This is a genomic window from Saccharothrix sp. NRRL B-16348 (genome assembly GCF_001280085.1).
Lineage (GTDB): Bacteria > Actinomycetota > Actinomycetes > Mycobacteriales > Pseudonocardiaceae > Actinosynnema.
Genome location: NZ_LGED01000192.1, coordinates 1 through 21394 on the forward strand (window position 1 = coordinate 1; position 21394 = coordinate 21394).

General features: G+C 71.0%; 14 protein-coding genes. 5 read left to right on the forward strand and 9 right to left on the reverse strand.

Annotation, left to right across the window (positions count from 1 at the left end; genetic code table 11):
* Window positions 1-263 precede the first annotated feature (263 nt).
* Entirely contained in the window at window positions 264-377 is a 114-nt protein-coding gene (locus ADK67_RS49065) for a large ribosomal subunit protein bL28 (RefSeq protein WP_197289495.1), read from the forward strand.
* A gap of 319 nt (window positions 378-696) precedes the next feature.
* Here ADK67_RS49065 and ADK67_RS17135 read toward each other — a convergent pair whose 3' ends face one another.
* The 3 genes from ADK67_RS17135 to ADK67_RS17145 form a co-directional block, all read right to left on the reverse strand.
* Window positions 697-2010 (reverse strand): cytochrome D1 domain-containing protein, encoded by a 1314-nt coding sequence (locus tag ADK67_RS17135; protein WP_231648222.1) that lies wholly within the window; start codon window positions 2008-2010, stop codon window positions 697-699.
* 67 nt (window positions 2011-2077) lie between these two features.
* Window positions 2078-3337, reverse strand: coding sequence for a hypothetical protein (locus tag ADK67_RS17140; protein WP_053717431.1), 1260 nt, complete (start codon window positions 3335-3337; stop codon window positions 2078-2080).
* Window positions 3334-4188, reverse strand: a complete 855-nt coding sequence (locus ADK67_RS17145) for a glycosyltransferase (protein WP_053717432.1) — start codon at window positions 4186-4188, stop codon at window positions 3334-3336. The genes ADK67_RS17140 and ADK67_RS17145 overlap by 4 nt, the downstream gene beginning before the upstream one ends.
* Window positions 4189-4267: 79 nt before the next feature.
* Between ADK67_RS17145 and ADK67_RS17150 the strand changes: the two genes are divergently transcribed.
* Window positions 4268-5317, forward strand: coding sequence for a glycosyltransferase (locus ADK67_RS17150; RefSeq protein ID WP_053717433.1), 1050 nt, complete (start codon window positions 4268-4270; stop codon window positions 5315-5317).
* On the forward strand, window positions 5302-7635 hold the full coding sequence (locus tag ADK67_RS53680; protein WP_231648223.1) for a rhamnosyltransferase WsaF family glycosyltransferase: 2334 nt from the start codon (window positions 5302-5304) through the stop codon (window positions 7633-7635). Before ADK67_RS17150 ends, ADK67_RS53680 begins: the two co-directional genes overlap by 16 nt.
* A 47-nt stretch (window positions 7636-7682) precedes the next feature.
* Here ADK67_RS53680 and ADK67_RS17165 read toward each other — a convergent pair whose 3' ends face one another.
* Window positions 7683-8639, reverse strand: a complete 957-nt coding sequence (locus ADK67_RS17165) for a TolB family protein (protein WP_231648224.1) — start codon at window positions 8637-8639, stop codon at window positions 7683-7685.
* A 99-nt stretch (window positions 8640-8738) separates the two neighbouring features.
* Here ADK67_RS17165 and ADK67_RS17170 point away from each other — a divergent pair, with 99 nt between their 5' ends.
* Both ADK67_RS17170 and ADK67_RS17175 read left to right on the forward strand, forming a co-directional pair.
* On the forward strand, window positions 8739-9602 hold the full coding sequence (locus tag ADK67_RS17170) for a hypothetical protein (RefSeq protein WP_053717434.1): 864 nt from the start codon (window positions 8739-8741) through the stop codon (window positions 9600-9602).
* Window positions 9603-9604: 2 nt separating this feature from the next.
* On the forward strand, window positions 9605-10939 hold the full coding sequence (locus ADK67_RS17175; RefSeq protein WP_053717435.1) for an O-antigen ligase family protein: 1335 nt from the start codon (window positions 9605-9607) through the stop codon (window positions 10937-10939).
* Between the two features lie 244 nt (window positions 10940-11183).
* Here ADK67_RS17175 and ADK67_RS17180 read toward each other — a convergent pair whose 3' ends face one another.
* From ADK67_RS17180 to ADK67_RS17200, 5 genes are all read right to left on the reverse strand, one after another.
* Window positions 11184-16025 (reverse strand): DUF4082 domain-containing protein, encoded by a 4842-nt coding sequence (locus tag ADK67_RS17180; protein WP_063797627.1) that lies wholly within the window; start codon window positions 16023-16025, stop codon window positions 11184-11186.
* Between the two features lie 200 nt (window positions 16026-16225).
* Window positions 16226-17368: a DegT/DnrJ/EryC1/StrS family aminotransferase gene (locus tag ADK67_RS17185; protein WP_231648225.1), complete on the reverse strand. Its 1143-nt coding sequence runs from the start codon at window positions 17366-17368 to the stop codon at window positions 16226-16228.
* A 92-nt stretch (window positions 17369-17460) separates the two neighbouring features.
* A complete protein-coding gene (locus ADK67_RS17190) occupies window positions 17461-19002 on the reverse strand; it encodes a sugar transferase (protein WP_082403538.1) in 1542 nt (513 codons plus the stop codon).
* Window positions 19003-19664: 662 nt separating this feature from the next.
* A complete protein-coding gene (locus tag ADK67_RS17195; protein ID WP_053717542.1) occupies window positions 19665-20885 on the reverse strand; it encodes a GNAT family N-acetyltransferase in 1221 nt (406 codons plus the stop codon).
* Window positions 20886-21093: 208 nt separating this feature from the next.
* Window positions 21094-21315: an RNA-binding S4 domain-containing protein gene (locus ADK67_RS17200; RefSeq protein ID WP_053717436.1), complete on the reverse strand. Its 222-nt coding sequence runs from the start codon at window positions 21313-21315 to the stop codon at window positions 21094-21096.
* Window positions 21316-21394 lie beyond the last annotated feature (79 nt).

Here is a 21394-nt window from a genome sequence, read left to right on the forward strand (position 1 = left end):
AACAACTTCCTCCGCCCCTGAGGCGACCGGTCCCCACGGATCTCGAACACAACAACCCCTGAACAAGTCAGGTGTTGCAACCACCACTAGAACCCAAGCCTGCCTGGAGTGCCCGTAAGGGCCCCATGTCAAATCGAGCCGGACCGGACCACCGAGAGGTCTAGAAGTCCAAAGCCCTAGTACTCCACGCCTTCCTCACCACCACCCGCCCTGTCGCGTTCCGCAACGCCCAGAGGCGGCGGGTGCTCGGGCGCTCGGCGCGGATGTTCCGTCCGAACATCCAGTCCGTGAAGGCGACCGTCGACGGCCGGCCGGTCAAGCTCAAGGTCTGCACGGCGTGTCTGAAGGCTGGGAAGGTCCGGCGCCGCGCGTCGTAGAAGATCCAGAACCTCGAAGATCAAGAACCCAAAGATCAAAAGAGTCCTCGCCGGACGGGCAGATCAACAGGATGACCCCAACTACGCGGTCAAGAGCCGGGTCCGTTGTTGGTCCGGGTTTCGTGTCATCCCACCGACCTCCCTACGGGCTACCACACGTGTCAAGGGGGCGCGCGACATCAGTGAAGCCCCGGGCAAAGGTGAACACGCGCCCCCTTGACACGCGCGGTAGGGCGGAGCCAGGTCGGCGGGATGACACGAAGCCCTCCTTTAGGGAGAAGGGCGTGCCAGTGGACGTGGTCGGGGCGAGGGTGTGGGGTTAGAGGAGGGTGATGTGGCCGTGTGAGACGGAACGGCCGTGGGTCAGGTCGCCCGGGTGGCTGGCGGTGTAGCCCTGGAGGAGGGTGGCCAGGCCCACGAGGAGGGGGATGTTGGCGTCGCACTGGGCTTTGCCGTAGGCGTTGGTGGTGGCGGTGCAGAGGGGGTGGCCTTTGGTGGTGCGGAAGGTGATTTGTTTGCCCGGGACCGGTTTGCCCGTGTGGGACTCGGTGAGGGTGGCGTCCAGGCTGCGGGCGGTGAAGCTGAGGAGGCGCAGTTGGAGTTGGGCGTGGCCGGCGGTGAGTTTGGTGGGGGCTGGGGGGACGGCGTGGATGGCGATGCCCACCGGGTTCACGCCTACGGGGACCGAGGTGACGACGGACAGGGTGGTGGTGTCGACGATGGACACCGTTCCGCTGTTGAAGTTGGTCACGTAGGCCTTGGTGCCGTCCGGGGTCAGGGAGACGCTGATCGGTCGGCTGCCCACCGGGATCTGGGCCACTGGGGTGAGGGTGTTGATGTCCACGACGGACAGGCTGTGGCCCTCGCTGTTGGTGACGTAGGCGCGTGAGCCGTCCGGGGAGATGGCGACGCCGTGCGGGATGAAGCTGACCGGGACGGTGCCGACGACGGCGTTGGTGGTGGTGTCGACGACGGCCAGGTTGTTGGACAGCTTGTTGACCACGACGAGCTTGGTGCCGTCGGGGGTCACGGCGACGGCGGTCGGGGTGTTGCCGGTCGGGATGTCGGCGATCTCGGTGTTCGTGGTGGTGTCGACGACGGAGACGGTGCCCGGGCCGGCGACGTCGTGGGCGACGTAGAGGCGCTTGCCGTTCGGGGTGATCGCGATGCCGTCGGCGTTGGCGCCCACCGGGATGGTCTCGGTGGTGGCCAACGTGGCCGCGTCGACCACGGACACCGTGCCGGCCAGGTAGTTCGACACGTAGACGTGCCCACCTGACGGCGATACGACGACGCCGGCGGGGCCGTCGCCGACCGGCACGGAGGCGTCCACGGTGTTGGTCGGTGTGTCGATGACGGTGAGGGTGTCATCGCGAACGTTCGTCACGTAGGCGCGTGTGCCGTCGAACGCGACGCCGACGCCGTAGGGCGAGTCGCCCGTGGAGTCGATGAGCGTGGTGGTGACGGCGTTGGTGGCGGTGTCCAGGACGGACACACCGCCGCCGTTGTTGGCGACGTAGCCGAGCACGCGCACGGGTTCCGCGACGGCGGTCCCGGACGGTGCGAGCAGCAGCGCCGCTCCCACCACGACCGCGCCGCACACCGCCGGCGTCTTGCGGATCTGTCTGAGCACGATCGGCCTCCGTGGGTTCGGGTCCCGCACTGCCCCCATCGCCGGCCGGGACCGTGCCGTTAGCCCGTCAGAACCGGTAGACGTGGACCTGGTACGGGGCGAAGTCGTCGACGATCTTGCCGTCGACGATCGGCACGGTCCGGTTCTCGTCCACCACGGTGGCCGTGCCCGACGACACCGGCACGGTGAGCGTGACGCGAGCGGCGAGGCTGCGGGGGTGGTCCTTGGTGCCGTCGGTCTGAGCGAGCACCCAACGCTCCGCGTGCGAGCCCGGATTCTTGTGGAGCACCGCGACGGGGATGCCGTTGTCGCTCGTCGCGGTCACGCCGGGGAGGTTCGGTGAGTTGAGGACCGGGGCGAGGGACCTGAGCCTTGCGTTGACGGCGGTGACGCGGGAGGTGATCTCGGGGCGGGTCAGCACGCTGGAGTACTCGCCGGTGCCGTCGGTGTAGAAGCTGTGCGCGAAGTAGTCGATGCCGGTGGCGCCGTGCAGGATCGTGTTCCAGACCGCCGATTCGAGCTGGTTGGGGTCGATGATCTCACCGCGGTCGTGGGGGTGGCCGGTCTCCACGAACCCGTACAGCGGCTTGTCCGGGCCGCACCACTTGCGCATGGTGTCGATGACCTGCCCGTAGCTGTACGCGCCGACGGTGTGGTTGCGGTCCGGGTGCGTCCAGCCGTAGTAGTCGGCGGACGCGATGTCGGCGGCCGAGCAGTAGGTGCGCATGTCCTCTTCGTACGACTTCTCGATGTGGCCGTAGCCGATCTCGCCGGTCGGCGTGCCCATCCACGGGCTGAAGTTGAGGTACGTGGGCCGGGACGGGTCCTTCGCGCGCACGGCGTCGGCGGCCTTCAGGATCGCCGACGGCTGCATGTCGGGGTTGAACACGTCGCCGTAGACCTTGTTCATGTCCGGCTCGTCGGCGATCAGGTAGCCAACGTAGTTGCGGGCGTGCGCGGTGTCCGCCAAGACCGTGTCGACGCGCGTGCCGTCCACGTACACGCGCCAGTCGGTCTCGTAGAGCCCCTCCTGGCGCAGGTACCACCACTCGTCCTCCCAGAGCCCGATGCCGAAGTCGACGCCGATCTTCGGGAACGCCCGGCCGAGCTTCTCGCCGTTCTCCACGCCGGACGGGTCCTGCATCCAGACGTTGATCGGGAACACGGTCGGGTCGCCGGTCGGGTTGGGTCCGTTGGCCCACTGCTTGTAGTAGTCGACGGAAGGGCTTGCGGGGACGACGGGGGTCGGGTCGGTCTGCCGCGCCTCCGCGGTGCAGGCGGTCAAGGCGAGGACGAGCACGGCCGGCAAGGCGCGCGACAGGCTCATCTCGGCGTGCGCCCGCGGGCGGCCAGCAGCTGCTTGGCCTTCTCGAAGCCGCCCGGGCCGAGCAGGCGCAGGGCGGCGGTCTTGGCGACGTGCCTGCCGCCGTCACGAGCCACCCGGAGGGGGTGTCCGACGAACCGGTCGCGGGCCAGCACGCCGCCGGCGGGACTCGGCACGTCGTCCAGCGCCGCCCCGAACAGCGGCCGGTACGGCGCGGGCGCGACGAGCCTGCCGCGGGTGCGGTTGCTCACGTTCCCGCCGTGCACGACCTGGAGCCAGCCGGGCGGCCCGCCCAGCGACACCACCTCGGCGTGCCGGTGCAGCCGGTTGTGCCAGTCGGCCCAGCACGTCACCGGGGCGTCCCAGCTCTCCCGCATGGACGCGAACGCGTTGTCGCGGTCGTGGTGCGCGAACAACCCGCTCGGGCTCTTGACCAACCCGTTCGCCAGGTAGAGCGCGGTGCGGCGGCCGGTGGACCGCTCGGCCTGGAGCCGCGCCACGAAGTCCGCCGCGAGGCCGTCGTCGTTGTCAAGGTTGGTGGTGATCAGCTCGTCGCCCTTGGACGGGAAGAGCTTGGAGACGTCCTCGACCAGCTCGTCCCGGCTGACTTGGGTGCGGAACACCGGCGTGTACGCGTCGCCGTGCGCCTCGATGCGGTCCTTGAGCCACTGAGGGCTCTCCGGGTCGAAGTAGATGAGCCACCGGAAGTTCGAGGACGTCTGCGCCGCCACCGACGGCAGGCAGTACCGCTCGAACAGCCCGACGCGTTCGGTCAACCACCCCTCCCGCGCCCGCACGACGCTCTCGGCGCCCACGGACGGCAGGTTGAAACGCGTCAGCACGACGTGGTCCATGGAACCCCTTCCCTCTACCCGTACATCGGGATCGGGGCCGAGCCGTTAACGATCCGCGTTCGAACACGATGAGTAGAGCGTGACTGAGCCACCGGCACGACCGACGGTCGACGTCGTCATCCCCTGTTACAACTACGCGCGGTTCCTGCGCGCGTGCGTCCGGAGCGTGCTCGACCAGCCCGGCGTCGACGTGCGGGTGCTGATCATCGACGACACGTCGAGCGACGAGACGCCCGAGGTCGTGGCCGAGCTGACGCGGGACCCGCGGGTCGAGGGCCGCAGGCACGAGGTCAACCAGGGCCACATCGCGACCTACAACGAGGGCCTGCTGGAGTGGGCGAAGGCCGACTACACCGTGCTGCTGTCCGCCGACGACCTGCTGGCGCCGGGTGCTCTCGCCCGTGCGGCCGAGGTCTTCGAGGCTCACCCGAACGTCGGCATGGTGTACGGACGTGTCGTTTATTACACCGACCACGCCGACCTGCCGTCCGTGGTGACGCCCCCGGCGGGTCGCACGGTCTGGTCCGGTGTGGACTGGGTCGAGGCGCGCTGCCGCACCGGGCAGAACGTGATCTCCTCGCCGGAGGCCGTGGTGCGCACGTCGGTGCAGCAGGAGGTCGGCGGCTACCGGCCGGACCTGCCGCACGCGGGCGACCTGGAGATGTGGCTGCGCATCGCCGCGGTGTCCGACATCGGCTACGTGCGCGGCAAGCCCGCCGCGTACTACCGGGTGCACGGGCAGAGCATGATGCGCACGCGGTTCTCGTCGCTGTCCGCCGACCTGGAGCAGCGGCAGGCGGTGTTCGAGCGGTTCTTCGCCGAGCACCCCGACCTGCCGCCGCGGCTGCGGTCGCTGGCCGGCCGGTCGATCGCCAAGGACGCGTTGTGGCGTGCGGTGCGCGCCTACGACCGCGACCAGCTGGCCGAGATCCCGGTGGACGAGCTGGTGGCGTTCGCGCGGCGGGTGTTCCCGGACGCGGAGCGGCTGCCCGAGCACCGGGCGTTGCGGCGACGGCGGGCGTTGGGGCCGAAGGTGTGCCGCCGCACGCAGCTGTTCGTCGGCAGCCACCTGGTCAAGCGCGGCGCGGGCGTCGTGGGCAAGCAGGTCTGGAAGTGGCGCGGCCAGTGACCGCCGAGGTGGAGCCGACGGGGACCGAACGGCCGGAGCTGCGCCGCAAGGTCGGCTCGGCGATCCGGTGGAGCGCGATCAACAGCCTGGTGCAGCGGTTCAGCCAGGTCGGTGTCGGCGTCCTGCTGGCCAGGCTCATCGCGCCCGAGCAGTTCGGCGTGTTCGCGGTCGCGCTGGTGGTGCTCAACATCGTGATGAGCATCAGCGAGATGGGCGTGAGCGTCGCCCTGGTGCGCACCGAACGGCCGGTCGAGGAGCTCGCGCCGACGGTGACGACGCTGTCGATCGCGTCCGGCGCGCTGTTGGCGCTGCTGTGCGTGCTCGGCGCGCCCTGGTTCGCCGGGGCGATGGACACGCCGCAGGCGACCGGTGTGATCCAGCTGATGTCGCTGTCGCTGGTGATCGCGGGCGCGTCGGCGGTGCCGGGCGCGTTGCTGCAACGCGAGTTCCGGCAGGACCACAAGTTCGTCGCGGACACGTCGGCGTTCGTGGTCGGCACGGCGGTGGTGGTCGTGCTGGCGCTGCTCGGCTTCGGCGCGTGGAGCCTGGCGTGGTCGCGGATCGCCACGAACCTGGTCGCCGCCGTGGTGATGTTCGCCTACACGCCGAAGCGCTACCGACCGGGGTTCGACGCGGTCCAGGCACGGGGGCTGCTGGCGTTCGGGCTGCCGCTGGCGGGCGCGAGCCTGCTGGTGTTCGGCGTGCTCAACGTCGACTACATCATCGTCGGCAGCGTGCTGGGCACGGTGCCGCTGGGGTTCTACCTGCTCGCGTTCAACCTGGCGAACTGGCCGGTCGGCGCGTTCTCACAGCCGGTGCGCAGCGTGTCGCTCGCGGCGTTCTCGCAGGTCAGGGATGATCCGGAGCTGTTCGCGCGCACGTTCGCGCGCGCGTTGCGGCTGCTCGCGCTGGTGACGGTGCCCGCGTGCGTGCTGCTGGCGGCGTTGGCCGACCCGCTCGTGCGCACGGTGTACGGCGAGCGGTGGGCGCCGGCCGCGCAGGCGTTGGCGCTGCTGGTGCTGCTGGGCGCGCTGCGGGTGGCGTTGGAGCTGGGGTACGACTACCTGGCCAGCGCCGGGCGGTCGCGCGCGATCCTGGTGATCCACCTGGTGTGGCTGGTGGCGCTCGTGCCGCTCTTGGCGTTGGGCGCGCACCTGGACGGCATCCGGGGCGTGGCGCTGGCGCAGAGCGTGGTGGTGCTCGTGGTGATCGTGCCCGCGTACCTCATCGCGTTCCGGCCTTACGGGCTGCGGGCACGGGCGTTGGGCGCGGCGGTCGCACGGCCGGTGGTCGTGCCGCCCGTCCCGGCGGACGGGCGGCTGACCGTGAACTGGGTCAGCACGCCGCCGTCGCCCGGCTCCGGCGGGCACACCACGATGTTCCGGCTGATCGAGCACCTGGAGTCGGCGGGGCACACGTGCCGGCTGTACCTGTACGACGTGTACGGCAGCCGTGCGGCGGACCACGAGCCGGTGATCAGGTCGGCGTTCCCGGGTTTCCGGGGCTCGGTGCACGACGTGGCGGACGGGATGGCCGACGCGCACGCCGTGTTCGCCACCGCGTGGATGACGGCCTACCCGGCGTTCAACGACCCGTGCGCGGGCAAGAGGTTCTACCTGGTGCAGGACTACGAGCCGTGGTTCTTCCCGGTGGGCGGGCTGTCGGCGTTGGCGGAGAACACCTACCGGATGGGGTTCCACGGCTTCACCGCCGGCCGGTTCCTGGCCGAGAAGGTGCGGGCCGAGATGGGGATGGCGGCCGACTTCTTCGACTTCGGCTGCGACGCGGACCGCTACCACCTGGACGAGGGCGCGCGGCGGGACGGCGTGGTGTTCTACGCGCGTCGGCTGGCGCCCCGGCGGGCGATCGAGATCGGGTTGCTGGCGTTGGAGATCTTCGCCGAGGAGCACCCGGACATCACGATCCACACGTACGGGGAGAAGATCGGGTCGCTGGGGCCGCGGCACGTCGACCACGGCCTGGTCACGCCCGATCGGCTCAACGAGATCTACAACCGGTGCTACGCGGGCCTTACGCTGTCGATGACGAACGTCTCCCTGGTGCCGCACGAGATGCTGGCCGCCGGGTGCCTGCCGGTCGTCAACGACGCCGTGCACAACCGGGTCGTGCTGGACAACGACCACGTCCGGTACGCGCCCGCGACGCCGCACGACCTGGCCCGCGCGTTGTCCGACGTGGTCGCCACGCCGGATTTCGCCGCGGTGGCGAGGGCCGCGTCCGCCGGCGTGTCCGGCCGGTCGTGGGACGCGGCCGGGCACGAGCTGGAGAAGGTGCTCAGGCGGGAGTTGTCGGTCTGAAACACGATTCTCCTTTGACCACAAGGGATCGCGGGGTTCGGAAGGTGTCAGCCGACCGGGGACGGCGAGGTGGCTTCGTGGATCATGAGCACGGCGGCGGCCGAGCCGTCGGCGGGCACGACGTGGATCGACGCGAGCTTGGCGTCCTTCGGCACCGCGGCGAACGCGATCCGCTCGTCGTCCAGCCAGGTGGCCTGGTCGTCCACCCCCGCAGTGCCCGGCAGCCTGCGCTCCTCGCCGGTCTTGAGGTCGAGCACGGCCAGCTCCCACGGCCCCAGCCGGCCGATGCGCTTCTTGTAGGCGACCTTCGTGCCGTCCGGCGACAGGGACGGGCACTCGGCGTCACGCCGCAGCGACTCCAGGCGACGCTCCACCAGGTCGCCCTTCACCAACCACGTGTACCCGCCCGAGGCCAGCGTCGCGTAGAACGTCCGGTCGTCGGCGGCCACCGTCAGACCCCAGTAGTTCACGTCCTGCGCGGTGTGCGGCCGGCCCTCGACCACGGCCGCGAAACCCTCCAGCGACTCCACCGCCTCGCCGGCGCGCAGGTCCAGGTAGCCGGTCCGGGTGGAGAACCCACCGGGCACCGCGTACGAGTCGCCGGTCACGAACGACGTCCACGTGACCACCTGCCCCGACGCCGACACCTTCGCCCGGCTCGGCACCCCGGGCAGCGGCACGGTCCGCGCCACGACGCCGTCACGCGACACCTCGGCCGCGTACGTCGGGCCAGGCCCGGCCAGCTTCAGGCACACCGTCGTGCCCGCGGCCCGGTACACGCGTTGGCACGTCATCGGAGTCGCGCTGCGGGCCGCGGGATCGGCCAGGCGCACCTGCTCGACCCGGCCGCGACCGTCGGCCAGGGCCACGAACATCAGGTCGCCGTCGACCGCGGCCACCGGCACGGGCGAGGTCTCGCGCACGACCGATGTCACGTACGCCACCGAGGCCCCGACGACCAGTACGATGGCCGCGACGGCGAACACCACGCGCCGGTGGGTCATGTCCATCACCACCTGTAACGACTGGGCGCGAGTCGGCCGATTTCAGAGTAACAACACGCCGCGCGCACTCACGCGGGGTAGACGTGGATCGGGGAGCGGATGGACTTCTGGGGCGCGGTGCGAACGCTGCGCAGGCGGTGGTACATCGCCCTGCCGGCGGCGGTCACAGCGGTCGCCGTGGCCGCCGGCGTGTTCCTGTCCATCCCGACGCGCTACCAGTCCTCCGGGGTCATGGTGTTCACGTCGCCGTCGGCCGGTGGCTCGTTCTCGGAGAACATCTCGCCCGAGGACGCGGTGCGGGTCAACCCGCTGCTGTCGTTCGACGGCAGCCTGACGACCACCGCGCAGATCATCTCGCAGATCCTGGCCGACCCGAAGACCCGCAAGGAGTCGCTCGGCCTCGACAAGGAGTCGACGGAGAACTTCACCGCGGCCGGTGGCGGCATGGGTGGCCCGTTCCTGTTCGTGACCGCGGACGGCAGCACCCCGGAGGCGGCCGAGCGGCTGGTCACCACGGTGATGGAGTTCGCGACCAAGGAGCTGGACGAGCAGCAGACCGCGCTGAAGGCGCCGGCGTCGACGTTCATCACCTCGCAGGTGATCGTGAACCCGACCGAGGCGGAGGCGCAGATCGGCGGCAAGGTCCGGTACGCGGGCGCGGCGTTCGTGCTGCTGATGCTGTTGACGACGGCCGCCACGTTCGGCGGCGACAGCGTGCTGAACCACCTGCGGCGCCGCCGTGAGGCGCGTGAGGGTGCCTCCGAGGACGCCGCCCCTCCCGCCGACGCTCCCCCGGCCACGCCGTCGTCCCCCAATGGCGCGCCGCGCCGTCCGCCCGGCCCACCGGTCCGCCGACCGCAGCCGACGGCCAGCGAGCAGACGGTGAAGATCGCCGCGCCGGGACCGCGCACCACCGGCACACCGGGCGCCCCCGCGTGGCCGACCAGCGAAGACAAACCCTGACCGTGGCCGAGCGGTTCCTCGCGGACCAGCCCGTGCGGCGGCGGGCGGACGGTGCCACGCTGGTGAGCCTGTTCCTGCTGGCGCTGCTGATCATCCCGGCCCGGCTGGTGCTGTCGTTCGTGCCGATGACCCTGCCGCCCGCGCTGGTGGTGGCGTTGCTGCTGGGCGTGCTGTGGGTGTCCGGGCAGATGGTGGACACCGTCGGCATGGGCAAGGGGCGCAACGTCGTGCGCACGGCCGTGGCGCTGTACCTGGCGTCGCAGCTGGCGACGTACGGCGTGGCGACGCGGCGTTGGCTGCCGACCGACGAGCTGACCGTGGCCGACAGCAGCATCATCCGGATCACGTCGATGATCGCGGTCGCCGTGTTCGTGTGCGACGCCGTGCGCACCAAGGAGCGGCTCGACAAGGTGCTGAAGCTGCTGCTCGGCAGCGCGGCGGTGATCGCGTTCGTCGGGCTGGTGCAGTTCGGGCTCGGGGTCGACCTGGCGTCGTACGTGTCGCTGCCGGGGCTGCGCGTGCAGGACAACGGGTACTCGGCGATGGAGTCCCGGTCGATCTTCCGGCGGCCGACCGGCACCACGAACCACCCGATCGAGTTCGGCCTGGTGTGCGCGATGGCCGTGCCGCTGGGCGTGCACTACGTGTTCAAGGCCCGGGACGACGGCACGCCGCACCTGCGCTGGTTCGCGTGCCTGGCGCTGGTGGGGCTGGGCGCGCTGATGTCGTTGTCGCGGACGGCGCTGCTGTGCATGGCGATCGGCGCGGTGATCATGATCATCACGTTGCCGCGGCGGCGCAAGGTCGCCACGGCGGTGGTGGGCGGTGGGTCGTTCCTCGGCGCGACCCTGGTGGTGCCGGGGCTGTTCGGGACGTTGCGCGGGATGTTCTCCAACATCGAGGACGACCCGAGCGTGAAGGCGCGCACGGCGGACTACGAGGCGGCGTGGGAGCAGGTCGACCTGAACCCGTTGCTGGGGCGCGGGTTCGGCACGTACCTGCCGACGAAGTACACGATCCTGGACAACCAGTTCCTGCTGACGTTGATCGAGAACGGCTACCTGGGGCTGTTCGCGTTGGTCGGGATGTTCCTGGCGGCGGCGTTCGCGGCGATCCGGGTGCGGGTGATCAGCGAGGACGAGCAGTTGCGGAGCCTGGCGAGCGCGCTGCTGGCGGCCGTGGTGGCGGGCGGGATCGCGTCGGTGACGTTCGACCTGCTGGGCTTCGGCGTGGCGACCGGCCTGGTGTTCACCATGATCGGCGCGTCGGGGGCGTTGCTGCGGGTGGCGAAGGACGAGCGGCGGCGTGCGGCGGCGCTCCCGGTCCGTGAGGCGTAGGACCGCGGGTCAGCAGTCGATCGGGTCGAGTTCGAACGGCGTCTTGGCCGCGGTGATCCCCGGTCCGGCGACCCGGGAGGCGTGAACGCGCAGGTCGCGTGTTCTGAGCGTTGAACTCACGCGTTCTGAACGTAGGACACGCGCGACGCGAACGTAGGACACGCGCGGTCTGAAGGTACGACACGCGTGGGGTGAGGGGGCCGCCGCCACCCCGACGGCGGTGGGGTGGCGGCGGCGGGTGGGGTCAGCTGGTGGTGAAGGTGACGTCGACCCAATAGTTGCTGCCCGCGTAGGACGACTCCGGGAAGCCGGGACCCGACCGGTAGACGCCGTTGCGGGCGCCCTCGGCGGTGGCGGGCGCGCTCAGCGGTGGGCTGGTCACGGCGTTGCCCATGAAGTACCCGGAGTCCACCGAGTACCGGCCGTTCGGCGCGGTGTAGGACGCGACGTAGCTCGTGCCGGCGATGACGGTCACCGGCGAGGCGAACGTGAGGGTCTGCCAGCCGGTGGCCGTCTCGTTCGTGAACGTGCCGGTGGCCAGCGGGTTGCCCGCCGCGTCCCACACGGTGCCGGTGTGCGTGCCCGTGTTCCCCGCGCCCTTGTAGAACCTGACCCCGGTGACGGAGCCGGTCACCGAAGGCACGAACCGGACGCCGAGCTCGTACGAGCCGGTGTCGTCGGCCGACGCCACGGTGGGCACGGTCGCCGCGCTGAACAGCGAGCACGGGCAGTTCCCGGCGGTGGTCGTGGTGAACGACCAGGTCGTCGGCGCGGTCATCACGTTGCCGTAGACGTCGGCGATCCGCAGGCTCGCGGTGTACGTCATGCCTCCGCCCAACGCCGCCGCGGGCGTCCACGTCACCTGCTGCTGGTTGGCCGACAGCGACACCGTGCCCGCGATCTTCGCGCCGCCGGAGTCGGCGAGCGTGAACTGGGCCGTGGTGAGGTCGACCGGCTCGTCGAACGTCGCCGTCAGCAGCGAGGTGCGGGACACCTCACCGGCGCCGTCGAGCGGCGTGCGCCCGTTGACGACCGGCGGCGTGTTGTCGTCGTTGGGCAGGAAGACGACGTCGACCCAGTAGTTGCCGCCCGCGTAGGAGTTCGTCGGGTGGCCCGCGCCGGCGCGGTAGACGCCGTTGCCGCCGTCCACGCCCGACGGCGCGCTCAGCGGACCGCTGGCCACCGAGTAGCCGCTGAAGTAGCCGGCGTCGACGGAGTAGTGGCCGGTGGTCGTGGTGTACGACGCGGTGTAGGTCTGGCCCGCCGACACGAACACCGGCGCGGCGAACGTCAACGTCTGCCAGCCGCCCGCGGTCTCCCCCGTGAACGTGCCCGTGGCCAGCTGCTGGCCGCTCGGCGACCACAGCGTGCCGGTGTGCGTGCCGGTGTTGCCCACGCCCTTGTAGAACTTCACGGCGGTGATCCGGCCGCCCGCGGTCGGGGTGAACCGGACGCCCAGCTCGTAGGCGCCGCCGTCGTCGCTGGAGGTGATCGTGGGCACGGTCGCCGCGCTGAACAGCGTGCACGGGCAGATGACGGCCGGGTCGGTGGTGAACGACCACGTCACCGGGTCCGGCATCGGGTTGCCGTTGGCGTCGGCGATCAGCACGCTGGCCGTGTACCGGGTGCCGGGCATGAGCTTGCCGGTCGGCGTCCAGGTGGCCGTCCGCTGGTCGCCGGACAGCGACACCGAGCCGGTGAGCTGCGTGCCGCGCGGGTCGGTCAGCCACAGCTGCGCGCTGGCCGGGTCGACGGGCTCGCTGAACGTCGCGGTGAGCGGGGTGGTGGCGACGACGTTCGTCGCGTCGACCGCCGGGGCGCGGTTGGTCATCGTCGGCGGCGTGGTGTCACCGTTGAGGCCGTTGCGGTAGACGACGTCGACCCAGTAGTTCGTCGCGTTGTACGACGAGGTGGGCGCGAAGCCGCCGGTGCCGTAGCGGTAGACGCCGTTGTACCCGTCGACGCCGTCGGCGAGCGCCCGCAGGCCCGCGTAGCTCGCGCCCTGGCCCGCGAAGTAGCCGCCGGTGACCGCGTAACGGCCGTTCGGCGCGTGGTAGGACACGATGTAGGTCGTGTTCGCCTGCACGACCACCGGTGACGCGAACGTCAGCTTCTGCCAGCCGCTCGCGCTCTCGTTGGTGAACGTCCCCGTGGCCAGCAGCAGGCCGGTGGACGACCACAGCGAGCCGGTGTGCGTGCCGGTGTTGCCGGTGCCCTTGAAGAACCGGACGCCGAGCACCTCGCCCTTGCCGTTGAAGCGGACCTTGGTGCCGACCTCGATCGGCGTGGTGTCGGTCGACGCGTAGACGGCGGGCCGGGCGAAGTCGTCCCAGACCGTGCACGGGCACGTCGCGGGCCGGGTCGCGCCGGTGGTGAACGACCACGTCGACTGCGGCGTCTGGTTACCCGCCGCGTCGGACACGCGCAGCGCCGCCGTGTAGCCGGTGTTCGGGGTGAGCGCCTGGCCGGGCGTGAACGTCACGGTCTTGTTCTCGTTGGACAGGGCCAGCGAGCCGGACACCGAGCCGCTCGGTCCGGTCAGGGTGAACTGGGCGGAGCCGGGCGTGACGGCCTCGTCGTAGGTGGCGGAGACGACGGGGGTGAGCGCGACGGTGCCCTCGCCGCCGACCGGCGAGGTCGACACGAGCAGCGGCGCGCGCTGGTCGGGGCCGGGGTCCGGCGCCCACACCACGTCCACCCAGTAGTTGCTGCCCCAGTGGGACTGGGTCGGGAAGCCGGCGCCGCCGAACCGGAACAGGCCGTTCGGGCCGTCCTCGCCGTTCTTCAGGCCGGTGACCGGTTCGAGGTAGCGCTGCTGCTGGAAGAAGTACTCCAGGTCGTACGAGTAGTGCCCGTTGGGCGCGAAGTACGACACGACGTACGTCGTGCCCGCGGCCACCTGCACGGGCATCGCGAAGGTCAGCGTCTGCCAGCCGCTCGCGGTCTCGTTGGTGAACGTGCCGGTGGCCAGCGGGTTGCCCGCCTTGTCCCACAACGTGCCGGTGTGCGTGCCGTTGTTGCCGGGGCCCTTGTAGAACCGCACGCCGCGCACGTAGCCGTCGCTGTTCGCACGCCACTTCACGCCCAGCTCCAGCGGCGACGCGTCACCGCTGTCGGGCACGTCGGGCGTGTCGGTGCTGGTCCACAGGCCGCACGGGCAGGTGCGCGGGTTCACGCCGGGCGTCGCCACCACGGGGGTGGACAGGTTCGCCGAGTCGTCCACGGCCCGCACGCGCAGGCTCGCCGGGCCGGACTTGGCCGGGGTGTAGGTGTAGCTCCACGCCGTCTGACCGGCCTGCCACACCGCCGGGTGCCAGCGGGTGCCGCCGTCGGTGGACACCTCGACGCCACCGACCTGGCCGCCCACGTCGGCCACCGTGCCGGCGAACGTGTACGCCGCGCCCACGTTCGAGATCGCGGGCACGCTGGTGAACGCGACCGTCGGCGCCTGGGTGTCCGTGCTCTTGGCCGCCTGCACCAGACCGGCCTGCAACGTGGTCGCCGGCACGCCCATGTCTGCCAGGAAGTTGACCGTGGCCTGCTTCAGCCGCACGTCGGAGGTCGGCGTGTTGGTGAGGAACGCGTGCTCGTCGTCCACGCCCCACGCCCACTGGACCGTGCCCGCGCCGAACACCAGCGACCCGCTCGGGTGCTTGTAGTAGGTGATGGCGTGGGTCTTGGTGTCCGGCGTGTAGAGGTCGCCGTGGTTCTGCAGCACGTACGGGCCCTCGGGCATGTTCACGGTGGTGCGGGACAGCTGCGCCACGCCCGGCGGCTGGAAGCCGTTGTCCTCCACCGAGTTCCACTCGTAGCCGAGCGTGCCGGGCTGGAACGTGTACGTGCTGCCGGCGGCCATGCTCTGCAACGACGTGTGCCGCCACAGCCGCATCTTCCCGTACGCGGCGGGTACTTGGAGCGAGTCCTCGCGGCGGCCGTTGACCGTGAAGATGTTGCCGAGCAGCGCGTTCTCCGGGCGACCGCCGTCCTGGTCGGGGTAGCGCGGGTCGCGCCACGTGCCGGTCCAGTCGCTCAGGTGGTCGTTCTGGGTGCCCTTGGTCTCCTTGTAGCAGGCGATGGTGCGCCAGTCGGTCCGGGAGGAGTCGATGCTCTTCTCCCACCGGTGCTTCCAGAAGATCTCGTTGCCGGTCAGGAACGCCATGTGCACGCCCGCGTCCCGGGCCGCCTCCACGTTGGCGCGCTGCTCGTTGGACCAGTACTCGTCGTGGCCGACGGCCATGAACACCTGGTGGTTCTTGATCAGGTGGCCGCGCCGGGCCGAGTCGGCGTCCGTGGTGTAGCTGACGTCGTACCCGTTGGCTTCGAGGAAGCGCAGCATCGGGTACTCGGCGTTGAAGATGAAGTTGTCGTCGCCGTCGCCGCCGGTGTACGGGCGGTTGTAGCTGACCTTGAACGCCTGCCCGCCCTGGCCGGGGCCGTCGCCGAAGTACAGGCTGTTGCCGCCGTAGCGGTTGTAGGCGACCCAGGTCGAGTCGGAGGTCTGGAACAGGATCTTCGAGGTGCTGGTGTCGTCGCGGACGACGAACACGATCTCGTTCTCCGCGCCGTTGTCGTTGCGGTGCGTGCGCGCGTAGTAGAGGCCGGAGACCGCGGTGGGCGGCACGTTCCAGCTCAGCGACACGGCCCAGTTGCCGCAGTCGATCAACGCGCTGCCGTCGTCGCCGCGCAGGCACGGGTCCTGGTTCTGCGGGCTGTTGCGGCTGATCCGCTCCTGGAAGCGGGCGCCGACGCCGCCGTAGTAGCCGAGCCGGTAGATGTCGATGTAGTAGGACGACGCGCTGGTCAGCATCTTGAAGTCGACCCGGCCGCCGGGGGTGGCGCTGATGTCGGTGGTGTAGCCGAGGATGCCGTCGTCGCGGTAGGAGACCTGCCAGTCGGGCGTGCCCGGCTTGGTGTTCTCGCAGGCGACCTTGTTGACCACCGGCACGTCGCACGGCGCGGCGGCGGCCTCGGGGGCGCGCAGCAGACCGACGACCGCGATCGTGGACGCCACCAGGGCGACCACCACCGCCAGGCGCAGCAGCAGTACCGATAGCGCGGAGCTCGCCCGCGTCTGGTCGGCGGTCATGGATTTGTCACCTCTCGGGCAAAGCGGCCGTGACTGCGAGTGATCCGATGCGCACTACGTCGATCAGCGGAGTCCTGTTGCTCCGATGGTCGTGAAGACCGCACTTCGCGTTACAGCACAACGTGATCGGCGCTCGGTTGAGCACGATGGGTGACGCCCGGCTCGATCACGTCGTGCGGTGGAGCGGTCCTGCCGAGGTGTCATCGCGTGTTGAGCGGCAGGTGGAGCGCCGCCGTCAACTCGTCGACCACGGTGTGCTGCTCCGCGTCCGTCATGTCGTGGTAGAGCGGGAGGATCAGCGACCTCCTGGTGAACGCCTCCGTCACCGGCAGGTCGACGTGCGGGTGGCCGGCGTAGGCCGGCTCCAGGTGGGCGGCCATGATCCCCCGGCGTGCCGACACACCCCGTGCGGCGAGCCGGGCCAGGACGTCGTCGCGCTCCACCGCGACGTCGTCGGACAGCATGACCCAGAACGACTGGTAGTTCGTCGTGCCGTGCTCGGGGTCGCGCACCGCGCGCAACGCGGGCACGGCGGCCAGCAACTCGTGGTAGCGGGCCGCCAGCTCGCGCCGACGGCGGACGATCGCGTCCAGTTTGGACAGTTGCACCAGCCCGACGGCGGCCTGGATGTCGGTCATCCGGTAGTTGAACGCGGTCTCCAGGTAGCTCTCCACGACCGCGCCGCCACCGCGGTGCCGCTCGGCCGCGCTCACGCTCATGCCGTGCTCGCGCAACCGCTTGGCCCGGCCCGCCCACTCGACGTGGTTCGTGGTGAGCATCCCGCCCTCGCCGGTGGTGATCAGCTTGCGCGGGTGGAACGACCACGCCGCCATCTCGGCGTCCGCGCCGACCGGCACGCCCCGGTAGATCGACCCGGCGGCGCAGGCGGCGTCCTCCACCACCGTGACGCCACGCGGGCCGCACAGGGCGCGGACCGGGTCGACGTCGGCGGGCACGCCGGCCTGGTGCACCAGGATCACCGCGCGGGTGCGGTCGGTGAGCACCGCTGCCACCCCCGCCTCGGCCAGGTTGCCGGTCTCCGGCTCCACGTCGGCGAACACGGGCGTGGCGCCGCAGTGCCGGACCGCGTTGGCGGTGGCGATGAACGACAGCGACGGCACCACGACCTCGTCACCCGGTCGCACGTCGAGCAGGTGCAGCGCGACGTGCAACGCGCTCGTGCACGACGACATGGCGACGGCGTGCACGGCGGCGACGCGGCGGGCGAAGGCGTCCTCGAACGCGGCGACCTTCGGCCCCTGCGCGACCCAGCCGGACAGCACGGCGGCGGACGCGGCCTCGGCCTCCTCCGCGCCGAGCCACGGCTTCATCACCGGGATCACGGCGACACCGCGTGCGACATGGCGCTCGTTCCTTCTCTCTGCCGGCTCACGGGGTGGCGATGCCGGTCTGCTGGTCCGTCCCGGTACCCACCTCAGTACGCGCCCTGGCCGCCGAACACGGCCCGGAACGTCTTCCACAAGATCAACGCGTCGAGGGCGAGCGACCACTCCTCCACGTACCGGAGGTCGAGCCGCACGGACTCCTCCCACGACAGGTCGCTGCGCCCGGACACCTGCCACAACCCGGTCAGGCCCGGCTTCACCAGCAGCCGGCGGCGCATGTCGGGGCCGTACTTCGCGCTCTCCTCCGGCAGCGGCGGCCGTGGGCCGACCAGCGACATGGGGCCGGTGACGACGTTGAACAGCTGCGGCAGTTCGTCGAGCGAGTAGCGCCGCAGGAACCGGCCGACGGCGGTGACGCGGGGATCGCGGCGCATCTTGAACAGCACGCCCGCGCCCTCGTTGACCGCTTGGAGCTTGGCGCGCAGCGCGTCGGCGTTGGTGACCATGGTGCGGAACTTCAGGATGGTGAAGTGCGCGCCGTCCTTGCCGACGCGGCGCTGCCGGTAGAGCACCGGTCCCCTGGTGTCGACCATGATCGCCACCGCGACGGCCAGCAGCACCGGGCTCAGCAGCGCGATCAGCAGCAACGCGCCGACCTTGTCCACGGCCGTCTTGACCAGGCGGCGGAAGCCGGTGAACGACGGCTCGCTCACCCGCAGCAGCGGCATCCCGAGCACGCCGGTGACGTGCAGCCGCGGTCCGGCGAAGTCCATCAGGGCGGGCGCGACGACCATCTCGGTGCCGGTGCCCTCCAGGTCCCAGGCGAGTCGCTGCAGGCGGCGCGGCGTCCAGTAGGCGTCGGCGGTGACCGCGACGATCCGGTAGCCGCCGCGGCGGACCTGCTCGCCGAGGTCGCCGAACTGGCCGACGACCGGCACGCCCTCCAGCTCGACGCCGATCTCGGCGCGGCCGTCGACGGTGCACACGGCGTCCACGCGCCAGCCGAGGTGGGGCGCGCGGCGGGTGCGGCCGATCAGGTCGGTGACGGTGTCGATGTTGCCCGCGGCCAGTACCGGCAGCAGGCAGCGGCCCTCGCCGCGGGCGCGGTGCAGCGGGCGGCGCAGCAGGTAGCGGACCGGGAAGGCGACCAGCGCGATGGCCGGTCCGACCACGAACACCCACAGGCGGGCGCCGGGCAGCCCGGCCGCGAGCGCGCCCAGCCCGAGCGCGACCACGGAGCCGACCAGGCCGCGACCGAGGCGGCGGAACTCCTCCGCGCCCTGGCCGAGCACCATGGGGTTCCAGACCCGGCTGAGGAACAGCGATCCGACGACCACCGCGATGGTGACCGCTTCGAGCCCTAACAGGGACAACGGGCCGAACGAGGCGTGGCGGGACGACAGGACGAAGCCCGCGACCACGACGACCAGGACGGTGCAGAGGATGTCCGCGGCGATGACGCCGTAGCGGTAGGCGGGCTCCCAACTGCCGACGGTGGGGCTGGTGGTGCGCTGGGTCGTCGGCGGGGCTGTGGGCCGGGCTGTGCTCGGAGTGGTGCGCTGGTTGGTGCGCTGGGTGGTGCCGAGCCCCGCGACCGGTCTGTGTCGCGTCGGCTGGACCTGCTCGCTCATCGTGGTTCTCCCCGGGTTGGGCCGGTTCGGACGTGCACGTTCGCAGGGCATCCCCGACGGACCCGCGTGGTGTACGGCAAATGTGCGGCCGGCGATTTATCGCCTCGCCAATCGGTCATTCGTCGCGCCGACGGCGCGCGTTACACACACAGTGAACCTTCACCGGACCGCCATTCCTCGGTGTGACAGCCGGCGCACACCCAGATGGGTCACGAGGTGACCTCGGGTCACTACACCGTGAGATGGAAAAGGCTTGCCCGACCACCGCGATGCCGGGGTCCACAGTGGCCGGTGCCCCCTCGCGCAGGCACGGGGACACGTCCATCGAATCTGGGACGGCTTCCGTTACACAGGGTTTTCGACGCCGGTCGAACCTCGGCCTGAATACGTCCGAATAAGGACTTAAGACCCTGCCGCGCGACCGCACCGTGGCGGGCTGCGATCACCCATTCACAGTGTGGCAGCAGCTATTCGGCGCAACGGGACGGGCACTTCGGGTGAGGAGCTGTTCGACATTTCCCCGGCTCGGCCGATCAAGAGTGATCACGACCACTTTTCCGGCCGCAATGGCCCGCCATCGGTCTCGCTGTGGTGCACACCACGTGGAGCTTGCCGGACACGGCGGACGGCGGGACCCCCGCGGGCGCTGGTGGACCGCGCGATCAGAACCAGTGCAGGCAGTGCGGCGGGCGCTCGGTGCGGAAGAGGGTGTCGGCGAGGGTCGCCGCACCGGGGTGGTGTGCCTGGACGTGCCCGGCGCGCACGAGCTTGCTCGGGGCGGTGCCGCCGAGGTAGACCGAGCCGAGGTCGCTCACGTCCAGGGACAGGTCCGGCGCCCGGTCCGTGGGGACGCACTCGGCCCTGCCGTCCCGGACCGTCAGCAGGTAGCGGCCCTGCTCGCCGAGGAACGGGTCGTCGACGTCCAGGACCAGCTCGCCGTCCGCGGACCAACCGCGCGCGGTCAACGCGCGGGGGACGTCCAGCAGCCGCACCCAGAGCCAGTCGGTGTCGCCGCCCACCTCGCCGGCGCGGAAGTCCGCCAGCTGCCAGCGCAGCGGGTGCTCGGGCGGGCAGTGCTTGAACACGACCCGGCCGACCAGGTCGTGCCCGAGCACGAACCGGGCCAGGGCCGTGGCGACGGCGTCGTCGGTGGCGATGGTCTCGTCGACCGTCAAGGTGTCGGACTCGGCGAACGAGTAGGAGGCGTACCCGTCCGGGACACCGTCGGCGTCACGGTGCACGGCGACGTAGCGCGGCGCGGGCGAGACCGGTGGCTGCCCCGCCCGCAGCGCCCACCAGCGGTGCGGCCGGGACAGCGCGCCCGGCCGCGCGCGGCGGTACCGGTCGTAGACCTCGGCCAGGACCTCGCCGCACTCGGCGCGGCGCAGCACCTCGACCGAGCCGGTCGCCGGCGCGTCGGCCGTTCCCCGTGCCCTGGGCGGCGCGAAAGCGGCCTGGTGGCGCTGGACCGTCAGCCGCTGCGTGTAGGTCGCCGGGCCGTAGCCGAACCTGCGGTAGATCCGGGCTTCGCTCGCCAGCAGCACGGAGAGGAACTCGCCCCGCGCCCGCAGCTCGGCGAGCTGGTGCCGCATCATCGCGGTGAGCACGCCCTGGCGCCGGTGCGAGGGCAGCACGCCGACCGCGGACACCCCGGCGGCCGGGACGACGACCTCGCCGGGCAGGGTCAGCTCGAAGGAGTACGCGGCGGCGGTGCCCACCGGCCGCCCGTCCGCCGTCACGGCGAGCAGGCCGCGGTCCAGTTCGAGCGCCGACCACCAGAGCCCGCCGCCGTCGACCGGTGTCTCCGGGAAGCGCCCGAACGCGGCGTGGACCGTGTCGACGAAGACGTCGAGATCCTCTGCTGTCGTGGCACGGATCTCCATCGGCACCGCTACCTCCTGGGCTGCCCGCACCGCGGTCCGCGGTGCGCCGCCACAGTCCAGCGTCGAGCCGCGACCGGATCAACCGAATTCGGCGTTCGGCGGCCGGATCAACCGATGTCGGCAGTCGGCGGCAGGCTCAACCGATTTCGGCGGTCGGCGGCCGGTCCGGGGTGCCGGCGCCCGTGCGGGTCCCCGCAAGGCCCGGTGGCTAGCGACCGGTAACCAAGCGCGCCTTCTCGTCGCCCACGGCGATCACGTCGCCGTGGTGCAGCTGGGCGCCGCGGCGGGTCTCCAGGCGGCCGTTCACCGTGACCTCCTCGGCTTCGACCAGGTCACGGGCGTGCGCGCCGTTGTCCGCCAAGCCGGCCAGCTTCAGGAACTGACCCAACCTGATCATGTCGTCGGAGATCTCGACCTCGCGGATGCGCATCGTCCCATCATCCTCCAGCGTGCACGTGCGGCCGCACGTGCGGTGGTTAACGAGGATTGCACGGACTCGAAACACGCCC